General features: G+C 75.7%; 10 protein-coding genes. 5 read left to right on the top strand and 5 right to left on the bottom strand.

Going from position 1 to position 12,428, the window contains the following annotated elements; all coding sequences use genetic code 11:
• Positions 1-64 precede the first annotated feature (64 nt).
• Positions 65-1,156: an MFS transporter gene (locus DQ237_RS10805; protein WP_113799974.1), complete on the top strand. Its 1,092-nt coding sequence runs from the start codon at positions 65-67 to the stop codon at positions 1,154-1,156.
• Positions 1,157-1,163: 7 nt separating this feature from the next.
• Here the strand turns inward: DQ237_RS10805 and DQ237_RS10800 are convergent, their stop codons facing one another.
• The 3 genes from DQ237_RS10800 to DQ237_RS10790 all read right to left on the bottom strand — a co-directional run bounded on the left by DQ237_RS10800 (position 1,164) and on the right by DQ237_RS10790 (position 6,923).
• The gene (locus DQ237_RS10800; RefSeq protein ID WP_113799972.1) at positions 1,164-2,360 is read right to left on the bottom strand and encodes a LarC family nickel insertion protein; all 1,197 of its coding nucleotides are present in this window, start codon (positions 2,358-2,360) and stop codon (positions 1,164-1,166) included.
• A gap of 22 nt (positions 2,361-2,382) precedes the next feature.
• Positions 2,383-5,112: a diguanylate cyclase domain-containing protein gene (locus tag DQ237_RS10795; RefSeq protein ID WP_240619561.1), complete on the bottom strand. Its 2,730-nt coding sequence runs from the start codon at positions 5,110-5,112 to the stop codon at positions 2,383-2,385.
• Between the two features lie 128 nt (positions 5,113-5,240).
• On the bottom strand, positions 5,241-6,923 hold the full coding sequence (locus tag DQ237_RS10790; RefSeq protein ID WP_113800123.1) for a GGDEF domain-containing protein: 1,683 nt from the start codon (positions 6,921-6,923) through the stop codon (positions 5,241-5,243).
• A 110-nt stretch (positions 6,924-7,033) separates the two neighbouring features.
• On the opposite strand from DQ237_RS10790, the gene pheA reads away from it, so the two are divergent.
• Entirely contained in the window at positions 7,034-7,981 is a 948-nt protein-coding gene (gene pheA, locus DQ237_RS10785) for a prephenate dehydratase (protein ID WP_113799969.1), read from the top strand.
• Between the two features lie 54 nt (positions 7,982-8,035).
• Positions 8,036-8,386, top strand: coding sequence for a hypothetical protein (locus tag DQ237_RS10780; protein WP_113799967.1), 351 nt, complete (start codon positions 8,036-8,038; stop codon positions 8,384-8,386).
• Here the strand turns inward: DQ237_RS10780 and DQ237_RS10775 are convergent, their stop codons facing one another.
• The gene (locus tag DQ237_RS10775) at positions 8,387-9,265 is read right to left on the bottom strand and encodes a ketopantoate reductase family protein (RefSeq protein WP_113799965.1); all 879 of its coding nucleotides are present in this window, start codon (positions 9,263-9,265) and stop codon (positions 8,387-8,389) included.
• A gap of 71 nt (positions 9,266-9,336) precedes the next feature.
• On the opposite strand from DQ237_RS10775, the gene DQ237_RS10770 reads away from it, so the two are divergent.
• Complete coding sequence (locus DQ237_RS10770) at positions 9,337-9,762, top strand: hypothetical protein (RefSeq protein ID WP_113799963.1); 426 nt, start codon at positions 9,337-9,339, stop codon at positions 9,760-9,762.
• On the opposite strand, the gene DQ237_RS10765 is transcribed toward DQ237_RS10770, so the two are convergent.
• A complete protein-coding gene (locus DQ237_RS10765) occupies positions 9,763-11,892 on the bottom strand; it encodes an MMPL family transporter (protein ID WP_113799961.1) in 2,130 nt (709 codons plus the stop codon).
• Between the two features lie 78 nt (positions 11,893-11,970).
• Between DQ237_RS10765 and DQ237_RS10760 the strand changes: the two genes are divergently transcribed.
• Complete coding sequence (locus tag DQ237_RS10760) at positions 11,971-12,426, top strand: MarR family winged helix-turn-helix transcriptional regulator (protein ID WP_240619560.1); 456 nt, start codon at positions 11,971-11,973, stop codon at positions 12,424-12,426.
• Positions 12,427-12,428 lie beyond the last annotated feature (2 nt).

Raw genomic sequence — 12,428 nt, 5'->3', positions numbered from 1 at the left:
CCCCGTGCGCCGACATTGATCCCGTCCCGACCCGCTTCCTCGTGCGGCCCGGCCCCTCGCGCGCCTGGCCGTAGGCTGGGCTGCCCTCTCGGAGCTGGTTCCGCTCTACCCCCTCTACGCCCTGCTGTTCCTCGAGGCGGGGGTGTCCGCGGACCAGCTCTCCCTGTTGTTCGCGCTCTGGTCGCTCAGCGGTTCGGTCACCGAGATCCCGGCGGGCGTGCTGGCCGACCGCTGGTCCCGCCGCCGGGTGCTGGCCCTCTCGGGCGTGCTGCAGGCGGCGGCGTTCGCACTGTGGACCGCCGTGCCATCGGTCGCCGCGTTCGCCGTCGGCTTCCTCGTGTGGGGCGTGGCGGGTGCCTGCGCCTCCGGTACGGCGGAGGCGCTCGTGCACGACGCCCTGGACGAGCACGGCGCGGCGGAGTGCTTCGGGCGGGTCCACGGCTGGATGACGGCCGCGGAGCTGCTGGTCCAGGTGCCGACCGCGCTCCTCGCCACGGGCCTGCACGCCGCGGGCGGCTTCCCGCTGGTCGGCTGGGCGAGCGTGGGCGTCTGCCTCGGCGCCGCGGGCCTCGCGCTGCGGCTGCCCGAGGCGGAGCGCCCCACGGACGAGGAGAGCGTTCCGGCGCGCGAACTGCTGCCCGTGCTGTGCCGGCCCGCGCTCCTGGCCCCCCTCGTCGGCGTCGCCGTGATCGGCGGGCTGGACGCCATGGAGGAGTACTTCCCGGTGCTCGTCGCCGGCCAGGGTGTGCCCACCGGCGCCGTTCCACCCGCCGTGCTGGCCATCTCGCTGGCGGGTGCCGCCGGTGCGGCCCTGGGCGGCCGTCTCGCGCGCCCCGGGGCGGCGCTGCTCGCGGCGCTGCTGACGGCGGCCGGCCTGGGGCTGCTGGCCGCCCTGGCGCTCCCGGCGCCGGTCGCGGTGCCCGCACTGGCGCTCGCGTACGGCGCCTACCTGGCGGTGCTGGTCAGCGCCGAGGCCGAGCTGCAGCGCCGGGTCGCCGGCCGCTACCGCGCGACGGTGACCTCGGTGGCCGGGCTGGGCGTGGAGGCCGTCTCGTTGCTGGTCTTCGCGGCCTGGGCGGGGGGTGGTCCGAGCGGTCTGGGAGTGCTGGTCCTCGCCGCGGTCCCGGTGGTCGCCCGCTGCCTGCGGCGCTCCTGAACCCGGATCATCCCCAGAGCGGGGGCGCGTCCTCCAGGCGGGACGCCGGATCGGCCGGGTAGGCCGCCTCGGCGGCGGCCGTGGCGGCGCGGAGGACCTCCTTGACCGGCAGGTCCCGCTCGCGGGCCAGGGTGGTGACGTCGTCGAACTCGACGGCCACGTTGACGATCCGCTCGGCGGCCAGGGCCACCTTGACGCCCACCTGCCCGCCGAGCACCTCGACGGCGGCCTGCGTGCGCTCCAGCGCCACCTTGCGTGCCTCGACCACCCGCATGCCGGTGGTGGAGGTGGTCGCGAAGACCGCGGACTGCACGGCGTTGAGGACGTCGGGGCGGCAGAGCGCGGAGAGCATGTGCGCCGGCCGGCCCGGCGGCACCAGGATCGGCGTGAGCCAGGCGTCGGACGCACCGGCCGCCAGCAGCGCATCGAGGACACCGGGCCACAGCCGTGGGTCCAGGTCGTCGACGTTGGCCTCCACGACGACCGGGAGGAGTGGCGCCGGCCGGGACGGCTCCCCCAGCACCAGCCGCACCACGCCGGTCACCTCCTCGGGGTCCTCGGCCCCGGCGCCGGTGCCGACCCGCCGCGGGCGCAGCGCCGGGAGCGGGGTCCAGGCCTCGACCCGGGCGGCCAGCAGCGCCGCCGCCGTCGGGGTGCACATCTCGCCGGGCAGGGGGCCGGCGAGCACCGGCACGTCGGTGAGCAGCTCCAGCACCACCGGCTCGGGAACCGGTCGCGGGCCCGCCGACCCGCTGCCCAGGGCCACCGGCGAGGCGGTCAGCCGGTCGAGCTCGAGGTACTCCAGGCAGGCCAGCACGGCGACCGCGTCGGCCAGCGGGGCGAGCCCGCCGTCGGTGAACCGGACCTCGTCGGGCTCCACCCGCTGCACGGCCGCCTCGGCGTGGACCAGCCGCTCGACGACGGCGAGGGCGCCGGCGCGGACCGCCGACGGCAGCGCCGAGCCCTCGAGCAGTGCCCGCAGGTCGGCCCAGGACGCCGGGTCGCCGGTGGCCGGGGTGTGCACGTGCACCCGGGTGGCGCCCACGCCGTGCCGGGTCACCTGCTCCGCGACCAGCCGCACGTGTTCCACGTGCAACGCCGCGATCGCTTCCGAGGCCACGTCCAGCGGCACACCCACGTCCACCAGCGCGCCCAGCAGGGTGTCGCCGGACGCCCCGGCGGCGAGATCCAGCCAGCCGATCACGGGACCACCGCTCCTCGGCAGGTCACCGGTTCCTGCCGCTCCTCCTGGCGACCCGGGCGGCGAACACACCGGCCGAGTACCCGTTGTCGATGTTGCTCACCGTCATGCCCGGCGTGGCCGCGGTCAGCATCGTCATCAACGCGCCCAGCCCACCGAACGCGCTCGGCTGGCCGGTCGAGGTCGGGACGGCGACGACCGGCACGTCGGTCAGCGCGCCGACCACGGTGGCCAGCGAGGCCTCCATGCCGGCCACCACGACCAGGCAGTCGGTGTCGTCGAACAGCGTCCGGTCGGCCAGCAGCGAGCGGCTGCGCGCGCCCGCGACGTCGTCCAGGCGCGCGACCTCGCTGCCGGCGATCCGCGCGACGAACGCGGCCTCGGCTGCCACGGGGGCGTCGGCACCGCCACCGGAGAGCACGGTCACCCGGCCCACCGGCTCGGGCAGCGGGCCCACTGCCGCGGCGGAGGCGGCGGCGTCCATCGTCGTGCACGCGTCGTGCTCGGTCGCCAGCGCGACCAGCGTCTCGGGGGTGGCGCGCAGGACCAGCGCCGGCCGGTCGGGGTGCTCGCGCCGTGCCTCGCGGACCAGGGCGAGCACCTGCTCGGTGCTGCGGCCGGTGGCCCAGACGACGTCGGGTTCCGCGACGGCCGGCGGGGCGGTGACGACCTGCGGCGCGGCCTCGTCCACGGGCAGGGCTTCGGCCACGGGCAGGGCTTCGTCCCCCGGCCCGACGGGTTCCGGCGCCGGCACCAGCAGCGGCTCGCCCGGGCGGGCGGTGCCCAGAGGGGTGAGCAGCGGGGCGAAGCCCGGCTCCTCCTCGCGCACGGCGGTGACCGCGCGGAAGGCGTCGTCCAGGGCGGAGGGCTGCACAGCGGCGACGGTAGCCGCCGCGGGCGTCTCCTCCGGCGACCCGGTGCCCGCCTCGTCGACGTCCTCGGCGCCGCTCTCCGGCGGCGGACCGAATATCGCGTCGAGCGGGCTGCTCGCGGCGCGGGTCTGCGTGACGGCGGACAGCCGGACCACGCGGTCCCGGCCGCTGCGCTTGGCGTCGTAGAGGACGCCGTCGGCCGCCGCGAAGAGGGTCTTACGGTCGTCGCCACGCGTGGCCGAGGCGATGCCGGCGCTGATGGTGACCGGCACGTCGAGGCCGAGCTCGACCCACGGGTACCGGGCGACCGACACCCGGATGCGCTCCAGCGCCCGCTCGGCCTGCTCGGCGGTGGTCTCGGGCAGCAGGACGACGAACTCGTCGCCGGCCCAGCGGCACACCTCGTCGGTGTCCCGGACGCCGGCCACCAGCAGCTCGCCGACCGCGCGCAGCACGGCGTCACCACCGGGGTGGCCGATCGTGTCGTTGATGGCCTTGAACCGGTCGACGTCGACCACGGCCAGCGCCGGGACGTCGCCCGCGGCCAGCAGGCCGTCGAGGCGGGCCTCGGCGTAGCGACGGTTGGGCAGGTGCGTGAGCGGGTCCTCGTAGGCCTGCCGGCGCAGCTGACCGGCGGCGCGCTCGGTCTCGAGCAGGCTCTTGCGGCGGCCGAAGAGCTCCACCCAGCGGGTGCGCCGCTCGTCGACCCGGTCCAGCTCGTCGGCCAGGTAGGCCTGCAGGTAGGGCAGCGCGCGGCCCGCGTCGTTCAGGTCGGCGTGCAGGGTGCACAGCTCGCGCAGCGCGGCGCGGCGGATCCGCGGCAGCCCGTGCTCGGTGGCCAGGTCCAGCGCGACGACGAGGTGGTCATCGGCCGCGCGGCCACCACCCTGGCGCCGCAGTGCCCGGCCCAGCGCCAGCTGCGCGGAGGCCAGCCGGGCGCGGTCGCCGGCGACACCGGAGATCCGGACGGCGGCGCGCAGCGGCCCGATCGCGGCGGACTGCTCGCCCATGCCGACCAGCGCCCAGCCGTGCACGATCTGCGCGGCCACGACGCCGGTCGCGTCGGGCGGCAACTGGGCCAGCGCCCGCTCGGCCAGCTCTCGGGCCTCGGTGAAGTAGGGGCCGGCGGACTCGGGGGCGCCGTCGTCGAGCAGGCCCTCGCCGAGCTCGGCGCACAGCTCGCCGAGCCGGGTGGCGGCGACGGCGACCAGGACGTCGGGGTCGGCGCCGTCGGGCCCGAGCAGTGCCGCGTCCGCCGCGGCGGCCTGGGCCGTCTCGTGCGCCCGGCGCTGGTAGTCCAGGGCCAGCGGCATGAGCTCGAGGTCGGCGAGGACGCCGGCCAGGGTGGTCAGCGTGTCGACCAGCAGGACGCTCGGCGGCAGGGCGGGGTCCAGCAGGCTGGCGGCCTCCACGGCCTCGTCCATCGCGGCGTCGATGCGCCGGGAGAGCAGCTCGATGCGGGCGTGCCTGGCCAGCCCCGCCGCCCGCTGCAGGTCGTCGTCGGCGGCGTCGAAGGCGGCCTTCGCCGAGCGCACCAGGGCGATGGCCAGGGCCGCGCGCGAGGCCTGCTCCGAGCGGGCGTCGGCGTCGGCGGCCGTTCCGTCGAGCAGCTCGGCGACCCCCGCGTGCAGGTCGAGCGCGGGCTCGGCGGAGGAGTCGGTGGACACCGGCTCGCCGACGAGCGTGAAGCCGGCGAGGCGCAGCCGGCGCACCAGCAGCTCGGCGCGCAGCGTGTCGGCCCAGGCCCGGCCCAGGGACATCGGGGCACCGTCGGCCGCGTCGTCGTCCGGAACGGCCGCGACGTAGGGGGAGGGATCCCGGTCCACACCCGCGAGCAGCTGCTCGGCGTCGTCGAGCTGCCAGTTGCTGAGGGCGGCGGTCACCCGGTGATGCAGGGCTCCCGGTGGCACCAGCGCACTGTGCATGTCGGTACCGACGGTGTCGAGAACCGGGGAGGAAACGCGCCGTCCCCCGTCCGTCGCGCCCCTCCCGTCCCATGCGTGCGGGAAGCTCACGCGCTGGCCCCCTGGTCCGTGCCGGTCGCGGGGAGGTCGGTGGGCGGCTGCGCGCGGACCCGGTTGCGGCCGCCGCGCTTCGCGGAGAACAGGTGCAGGTCCGCGGTGTCGAACAGCGCCCGCCAGCCGACGACGGGGCTGGGCTGGCCGTCGGGCACCGCCGGGGCCGTCGCGACACCGATGCTCACGGTCACCGGATCCGACAGGGACAGGTCGCTCCAGTCGGCCTCCGCGACCGCCGAGCGCAGGCGCTCCATGACCACCAGCGCGAGCGCCTCGGTGGCCGTCGGCAGCACGACGAGGAACTCGTCGCCGGCCCAGCGGTACACCTCGTCGCCGGTGCGGCTGTGCTCGCGCAGCAGGTCCGCGACGCGGCGCAGGACGGCGTCGCCCTGGGTGTGCGACGCCTCGTCGTTGACCTCCTTGAACCGGTCGACGTCCACGACCGCCAGCGACAGCGGCTCCTCGCCGAGCCGCAGCGCCCCCAGCCGGCGCTCGGCGCTGCGCCGGTTGCCCAGCCCGGTGAGGGGGTTCTCCAGCGCGTGCCGGCGCAGCACCGCCGCCTGGCGCTCGGCCTCGCGCAGCCGGCTCCGGCGGACGAACATCTCCGCCCACAGCTCCCGGCCGCGCGCGTGGGCCCGGCCGGTGTCGGCCCGGTAGGCCTCCAACCAGTGCAGCGCCTCCGCAGGGCGGCCGAGATCGGCGTTGTCCTGCCCGAGCTCGAGCAGCGTCTGCCGGTAGCGCCTCCTGTCGCCCGTCGCGGCGAAGGCCCCGGAGGCGTCGACGAGCAGGTCGATCGCCTCCTCGGCGAGGACGACGTCGCCGTCCCGCTTGGCGACCGTGGTCAGCAGCCGGGCGAGCACCAGGTCGGTGTAGCCGCGCAGCCAGATCCCCGCGTCGCGCTGCACCGAGCGGCGGACCCGGCGCAGCGGCCCGAGCGCGTCGTCCAGGTCGCCGGTGCACATCAGGGCCCACGCCTGGACGACGTCGAGCAGGTCGGCCTCCGCCTGCGCGGGCTCCCAGTCCAGCTCCCGGGCCGTCGTGGCCTGCTCGATGGCTGCGCCGGCGAGCTCGGCGGCGCGCGCGGAGTCCCCGCGGCGGCGCAGCGTCTGGGCCAGCTCCACGTGCTGCCGGGCCGAGAGCAGCAGCAGCCGCCCGTGGTCGCCGACGTCGGGCAGGGCGGCGGCGACCTGGTGCCCGCGGGCGGCGTGCGCCACCGCGAGTTCCTCCAGGTCCAGGCCGGAGAGCGTGTGGGAGAGCCAGCGGTGGGCCTGGAGCAGCGCGCGGGAGGGCTGGCCGGTCTGCCCGTCGGTGAGCAGGCTGGCGTCGACGGCGAGCAGCATGGCGTGGTCGAGGTGGTCGGCGGTGACCTCGACGTGGGCCAGGTAGGCCATCAGCAGCGCCGTCTCCGACGAGACCGGGCAGTGGTCCAGCAGGTCGCGGGCGGCGGCGACGTCGGCGGCGGCGTCGTCCGGCTCACCGGCGAGCTGGGCGCGCCGGGCGGAGAGCGCGTGCCGCCACGCCGTCCAGGCCGGGTCCTCGCTGTCGGCCAGGACGGCGCCGTACTCCTCCAGGAGGTCCAGGAAGCGGCCGGGATCCTCGGAGTCGCTCGCGTCGAGGAGCCGCCAGAGCGCGGCCTGGAGGACGCCGGGGGCGACGCGGGCCGGGCCGGGGGTCACCTGCTCCTCCACTCGCGGGTCGGCGGCCGTTGCCGGCCGGGGCTGCCGAGGACGAGCTCCGTGCGCCGGGTGCGCACTACGGCTCGTCGTCAGCGCACTACCCTCGTCGGATGCCCGGGAAGCCACCCCGCACCTCTCCGACGCGATACGTCTACCTGGGGCCCGAGGGTACCTTCGCCGAAGCGGCCCTGAGCAGGGCGATTGCCACGACGGAGGGACCCCGCGACCCCCGCCCGAGTGTCGCCGCCGCCCTGGCCGCCGTCCGGTCGGGTGAGGCCGATGCCGCCCTGGTCCCGCTGGAGAACTCGGTCGAGGGCTCGGTGCCCGCGACGATGGACGGGCTGGCCGACGGCGACCCCCTCGTCATCACCCGCGAGGTGTTCCTCGAGGTCGCGTTCGTGCTGGCGGTGCGGCCGGGCGCCGCGATGGCCGACGTCCGCTCGGTGGCGAGCCACCCGCACGCGCTGGCCCAGACCGGCCGCCGGCTGGCGGAGCTGCTGCCCGGTGTCGCTCCTCTGCCCACGACGTCGACGGCGGCGGCCGCGGCGGCGGTGTCCGCGGGGGAGGTGGACGCCGCCGTGTGTGCGGCCATCGCCGCGCAGCGCTACGGACTGGAGTGCCTGGTCGACGACGTGGCCGACAACGCCGGCGCCGTCACCCGCTTCGTCGTCGTGGAGCGGCCCGGACCGCTGCCCGCACCCACCGGCAACGACAAGACCTCGCTGGTCGTCGTCGTCGAGGACCGCACCGGAGCGCTCCTCGACGTGCTGCGGGAGTTCGCCGTTCGCGAGATCTCGCTGACCCGCATCGAGTCGCGGCCCCTCCGGGAGCGCAAGTGGGTCTACTCCTTCTCCCTCGACTGCGAGGGCCACGTGACCGAGGGCCGGGTGGGGGAGGCGGTGGCCGCGCTGCACCGTGTGGCCGAGGACGTGCGCTTCCTCGGTTCGTACCCGCGGGCCGACGGCCGGCAGAACCGCCCGGCGCCCCCCGGAGCGGCGGACGCCGCCTTCATCGAGGCCGAGGAGTGGCTGGCCCGCCTGCGCGCGGGTGATCTGTAGGTCCGGGGTCCAGGTGCCCCCGCGGCACCGTCGTCGCCGCTACGCTCCGCCGCCGTGACCGCTCTCCCTGCCGCAGCGTCCGGCCTGCCGTACGACCGTGCCGCCCGGCGCCGGGCGGCCATCGAGCTGGGTGTGCTGCAGGGGATCTACCTGCTGTTCCTGGTGCCGTGGTTCATGGTCGTCATCGGCGGGGCGATGGCCGCCGGGAGCTCCGGTTCCCTGCTCGCCGTCCTGCTGTTCTACGTCTGGGCCGCCTATCCGGTCGTCGCCCTGGTCACGACCGGGGTCGCCTGGATGCTCTACGCGAACCGGCGCCCGGGACCGGCCCGGTGGGTGAACCGGGTGCCGCTGCTGTGGGTCGTCGTCGGCACCGCCCTCGTGGTGTGGGCGTTCCTGGCGAGCTGATCAGCCCGGTCGGACTCGCAGCTCGTCCACGATCGACCGGGTGAGCGGGACCTCGACCCCGTGCCGGTCGGCCGCGCGCAGCACCGCTCCGCCGATCGCCTCGAGCTCCGTCGGGTTGCCCTCGGCGGCGTCGCGCTGCATCGAGGAGTGCATACCGTCCGGCAGCGACCAGGCGAACTCGCGCGTGGCGGCGGGGTCGGACGCGGCCCCTTCCGCCCGGGCCACCGCGGCCACCTCGGCGATGACGGCCGCCAGCTCGTCGCCGTGCTGCTCGCGGACCGTGCCGAGCGGCGCCCGCGCGCGGGTGGTCAGCAGCGCCATCGGGGCCAGGAAGCAGAGCTTGTCCCAGAGCAGGCCGGCCTCGTCGGGGCGGACGGTGACATCGACCCCGGCGTCGGTGAGGGCGGCGGCGAGTGGTTCGGCGCCGGGCGCCAGCTGGACGGCGAGCAACTGCCCCTCGTGCCGGATCTCGCCGGGCGCGGGGCGGGACGCGAACACCCGGATGGTCCCGGCGACGACGTGCGCGGCGGCGTAGCGCTCCCGCAGGGCCGCCATGTGCTCGACGCCGTTGAGCAGCGGGACGACGACGGCGTCGCCGAGCACCTCGGCCGGAACCCGCTCCAGCGCCTCGTCGAGGGAGGTGGCCTTGGTGGTCACGAGGAGCACGTCGACCGGCCCGGCCAGCCGGTCGGCGCCGTCGACCTCGGCGGTCAGCTCGCCGAACCGGTCGCTGGTCAGCCGCAGGCCGTGCTCCTCGATGTGCCGCGCCGTCCCCGGTCGGGCCAGGCAGGTGACCGCGTGCCCTTGCCGGGCGAGGAGGACGGCGAGCAGCCCGCCGACGCCGCCGGGTCCGAGCACGGCCACGCGCAGGGAGGTCATGGCCGCATCCTCCCTCCTGGGAGGGGTGGCGGTGCTTGCCCGGGTCATGCGCGGACCCCACGCTGTGCCGCATGACGCGCTCGCGGCCGCTGCTGCTGCTGATCGGTGCCCTGGTCGGCGCCGGGATCGTGCTGGCGGCGAACGCGGTGCTCTCCTACGACGGCCGCAAGCAGATCGACCTCGCTGGCTGGGCGGAGAGCCGCGACGCCTGGGACCGGGAAATGATGCCCGGCGCCCGTTGGGCCACCGACGAGCTGTGCACCGACGACCTGCCCTGCAGCCAGGCCGTCACGTCCGACACCCTCACCATGTACCGCTTCGCCGATCACGCGGACGCCGTCGCCGCCGCCCGCCGGTTCGCGGGCGAGGCCTACAAGTCCGGCTGGATCGTGGTCAGGTTCGAGCCCGGCGCCCTGGACCGCGAGGACCGGCAGGCGTTCGTCGGCGTCCTCGACTGCATCAACGTCGGCATCACCGAGGACGGCGTGGAGTGCTGATCACCGGGCCGTTGCGTCGCTGAGCTCCTGCTCCCGGGGCTTCTCGACCGGCCCCTGCGCCAGCTTTCCCGGCCACCAGACCCGGTCGCCGATCAGGTGCACCAGCGCCGGCACCAGCAGCGACCGGACGACGAAGGTGTCGAGCAGGACGCCGAAGCCGACGAGGAAGCCCAGCTGGGTGAGGATCACCAACGGCAGCACGGTGAGCGCGCCGAAGGTGGCGGCCAGCACCAGCCCGGCGCTGGTGATGACGCCGCCGGTCACAGCCAGCGCGCGCAGCACGCCGTCCTTCGTGCCGTGTCGCTGCGACTCCTCGCGGGCGCGGGTCATCAGGAAGATGTTGTAGTCGATCCCGAGCGCCACCAGGAAGACGAAACCGATCAGCAGCACCTGCGGGTCACTGCTCGGGAAGTCGAACAGGTGGTCGAACACCAGCGCCCCGACACCGAGGGTCGAGAGCACGCTCACCGCCACGGTCGCGACCAGCAGCACCGGCGCGACCAGCGCCCGCAGCAGCAGCGCGAGCACGACGGTGATGACCAGCAGCACCAGCGGCACGATCACCGCCAGGTCGCGGGCCGCGGTCTCCTGCGTGTCCAGGTCGCTGGCGGTCGATCCGCCGACCAGTGCGTCGGGGTCGACGTCCTCGACCGCCGTCCGCAGCGCGGCGACCGTGTCCTTCGCCGCCGCGCTGTCCGGGGCGTCGGTGAGGGTGGCGTCGAGCCGGACCAGTCCGTCCACCTCGACCGGCTCACCCGGCTGCCCCGGGCGGCCCTGCCCGGTGAACGGTGCGATGTCGCTGATGCCGTCGACCCGGCCCGCGGCCTCGGCCACGGCCTCCCAGTCGCCGGCCGGGGTGATGATCACGGCCGGGGTGGCGCTGCCGGCGTCGTAGTGCCGTTCCAGCGCCGCCTGACCGGTGGCCGAGGGGGACCCGCCGCGGACGGCGTCGGTGAGACCGATGCCGCGGGCGTCGATGGTGGGGGCGAACGCGGCGAGGACCGCGAGCAGGCCGAGGCTGCCCAGCAGCACGCGGCCGGGCCGGCGGCCGACCGACGTCGCCACCCGCTCCCAGCCACGGCCGTGCGCGTGCTCGGAACCGTGCTTCGGCCGGAACGGCCAGAACGCGGCGCGGCCGAGGAGCACCAGCAGCGCGGGCAGGAAGGTGAGGGCGGCCAGCATGGCGAAGGCGATGCTGACCGCGGAGATCGGGCCCAGGCCCCGGTTGCTGCCCAGATCGGAGAAGAGCAGGCAGAGGACGCCGAGGATCACCGTGGCGCCGCTGGCGACGATCGGCTCCCACGACTGCTTCAGCGCCACGCGCATCGCGGTGAAGCGGGACTCCTCCTCGCGGAGCTCCTCGCGGTAGCGGGCGACCAGCAGCAGGCCGTAGTCGGTGGCCGCGCCGACGACGAGGATCGAGGCGATGCCCTGGCTCTGCCCGTTGACCGCGATCCAGCCCTCCTCGGCGAGGAAGTAGGCGATGGCCGTGGAGACGACCAGCGCCATGCCGGCGGTGCCGATGACCAGGAAGGGCAGGATCGGGCTGCGGTAGACGACCAGCAGGATCACCAGGACGACGCCGAACGCGGCGAGCAGCAGGACGCCGTCGATGCCGGCGAAGCCCTCGCGGAAGTCGTTGAACGCCGCGCCGGGGCCGGTGACGTGCTCGGTGGTGCCGTCGACCTGCGGGAGGGCCCTCAGCTCGTCGATGACCGCCGTCAGGTCCTCGCCCAGGTCCGGGCTGAAGGGCAGGACCACCTGCGCGGCCTCGCCGTCCTGCGAGGGGATCGGCGGCGAGGGCTCCCCGGTGAGGGCGTCGGCGGCGCGGGCGGCGCGGACTGCCTCGTCGGTGCGCTCGGCGATGTCGGCCAGCTGGCCGGCGTCCAGCGGGCCGTTCTCGCTCTCCCAGAGCAGGATCACCGGGAGGCTGCGCTCGGTGGCGAACTCCCGCTGCAGCTCGGTGACCCGCGTGGACTCCGCGCTGTCGGGGAGGAACGCCGTCGAGTCGTTCTCCTGGACCGAGCTCAGCTTGCCGCTGAACCCGCCCAGCGGGCCGGCGAGGCCCAGCCAGAGGAGGGCGACGACCGCCGGGAGGATCCAGCGGAGCGGAGAGGTGCGGCGAGGCATGATGTCCCTTGAGGGTCGAGTATCTCGATCATCGAGAGATTACTGTGGATGCGGGCTGCGGGCGAACGGAGGGGTTGCGTGTCCGACGAGACTGCGCGGGAGCTGGCACTGCTCCTTCGCCGGCTGAACGTCGAACTGGATGCAGTGACCGCCCGATTCGCTGAGCTCCACGGGCTGAACCGGACCGACGTGCGGGCCCTCGTGGCGATCATGGACGCCGCCCGACGGGGCGAGGCGCTCACCGCCGGCCGGCTGGGCGAGGCCGTGGACCTGCGCTCGGCCTCGGTCACGGCGCTGGTCGACCGGCTCGAGAAGGTCGGCCACCTGCGCCGGGTGCGCGACCCCGAGGACCGGCGCCGGGTCGGGCTGGAGATGTCGGAGTCGGCGATGGCGGCCGGCGGCGAGCACTTCGGGGGGCTCGCGCGCGATCTCGTCGCCGCGATGGAGGGCTACACCGACGACGAGCTGGCCGTCGTCCGCCGCTGGCTCGAGGACATGACCGCGGTGATCACCCGGCACAACCGCGGGAGCTGACC

Source organism: Blastococcus sp. TF02-8 (assembly GCF_003319175.1).
Lineage (GTDB): Bacteria > Actinomycetota > Actinomycetes > Mycobacteriales > Geodermatophilaceae > Blastococcus.
The sequence above is the reverse complement of the archived record's forward strand: the minus strand, read 5'-3'. Positions and strand labels throughout refer to the sequence as shown.

Coding starts and splice junctions, on each gene's coding strand:
- DQ237_RS10770 (WP_113799963.1), top strand. CDS start 9,337: ATGACGCGCTCGCGGCCGCTGCTGCTGCTGATCGGTGCCCTGGTCGGC.
- DQ237_RS10775 (WP_113799965.1), bottom strand. CDS start 9,265: ATGACCTCCCTGCGCGTGGCCGTGCTCGGACCCGGCGGCGTCGGCGGG.
- pheA (WP_113799969.1), top strand. CDS start 7,034: ATGCCCGGGAAGCCACCCCGCACCTCTCCGACGCGATACGTCTACCTG.
- DQ237_RS10765 (WP_113799961.1), bottom strand. CDS start 11,892: ATGCCTCGCCGCACCTCTCCGCTCCGCTGGATCCTCCCGGCGGTCGTC.